Here is a 1,353-nt window from a genome sequence, read left to right as displayed (position 1 = left end):
GTAACACATAACAAACTGTTTAAGAGTGATTCGCAACGCATGGCATTTTTACTATGCGTTGCTCACACCTTAACAGGGCGTTAGCTGCTTACACTAAAGTTGATGTAAAGAACGTAATGCTCAATTTCATTTAAGTTAGCGATGTCTCTATTAACGATGAAACGGATCTGTTGTAACAATACTCTTCTGTTAATTTCATTGATTTGATAGCTAGGACAAGAGCAATGAAAAAACTAGATGAAGTTAAATTAAATCTAAAGCGAACAAAGCAAATGGGAGAGACAACTTTAGGTAAGTTAACTATTGAGGGAGTAAGTAAAAGTTGGTTTGTATTGGAGCCCGCAGGGCCAGACTCAATAACTGAGGGATCCGATAAAAGGATCAAAGCAGGGACTTACAAATTATTGCCCTATAGCTCACCGAAGTATCCTAATGTATATGAATTACAAAATGTTCCGGGGAGAACGTTTATTCTAATCCATGCTGGAAATTATCACAAAGACACTCTTGGGTGTTTGATGCCTGGTAAAACATGGGGGAGTGTGGCTAAATCTCATTACTATGTGGGTAATAGCAAATCGGCTCTGAAAGAAATTTTTGCTGAAATTACGAGCTACAAAAAATTACCATAAATATATCTAATCAGTTGGAGCAGCAATGATGATAAGGAATATGGCAATTTTGATTGTGTCTGTTTTTTGCTCAGGGCTGCTGTATGCTAAAACGCCAGAAGTAAGCCTCTTACATAACTGGATGATTGAAAACTACAAATCTATTGAATCAAATCTTGAAAAAAAAGAAGGTTCGAAAATAGTTCCTACGCTTTTTTCTTTGGTAGAAATTTGGAAACGTAGAGACGGAGCTATTTCCGGAGAAGTTTCTCCCTTATTGTTGGTTGCGCTAAAAGTCGAGCCTCAGAATACTCTACTTTTACTATCTGAAAGCCCAGAGTCTTTTGACAAATGGTTAAATGAGCTAGAAGGGATGGTGTTTACTGACCATACAGGCAATGAGGCTAATCGGTTAGAAAAGTTAAGAGTTGATGTATTAGTATCAATGAAATCTTACTCTAGAAAACAGCCGGATAAGTTAAAATCAATGGCTGACGCACTTATTGAAAGGTTGGAGGTTATAAACGTGAGCGTGATAGATTAAGCCAGTGCTAGCATCCAGCTAACAAAGCATTTAAGAGTGATTCGCAACGCGTGGCATTTTTACTATGCGTTGCGTTTAGTGTTTAAGGTGGTATGCGGGAGCTTCGGCATTGCGTTTGCTCACACCTTAACAGGGCGTTAAATGACCTTTCAAATCGGTGCAACTTAATGTAATCGAGGTATGATGTATATTGAGTTA

2 protein-coding genes are annotated in these 1,353 nt (G+C 38.0%); both read left to right on the top strand.

The annotated features are described in order from the left end of the window. Positions 1 to 224: 224 nt before the first annotated feature. Positions 225 to 632, top strand: a complete 408-nt coding sequence (locus KIV41_RS24415; protein ID WP_252040528.1) for a DUF5675 family protein — start codon at positions 225 to 227, stop codon at positions 630 to 632. Between the two features lie 25 nt (positions 633 to 657). Next, positions 658 to 1,155, top strand: a complete 498-nt coding sequence (locus tag KIV41_RS24410; protein ID WP_262650655.1) for a hypothetical protein — start codon at positions 658 to 660, stop codon at positions 1,153 to 1,155. The last annotated feature ends 198 nt before the right edge of the window (positions 1,156 to 1,353 follow it).

The sequence above is a fragment of the Vibrio sp. D401a genome (assembly GCF_030248515.1).
GTDB lineage: Bacteria > Pseudomonadota > Gammaproteobacteria > Enterobacterales > Vibrionaceae > Vibrio > Vibrio rotiferianus.
This window is presented reverse-complemented; position numbering and strand designations above follow the sequence as displayed.

Bases quoted from the DNA above. Each gene is read 5' to 3' on its own strand.
- KIV41_RS24415 (WP_252040528.1), top strand. From the start codon at position 225: ATGAAAAAACTAGATGAAGTTAAATTAAATCTAAAGCGAACAAAGCAA.
- KIV41_RS24410 (WP_262650655.1), top strand. From the start codon at position 658: ATGATGATAAGGAATATGGCAATTTTGATTGTGTCTGTTTTTTGCTCA.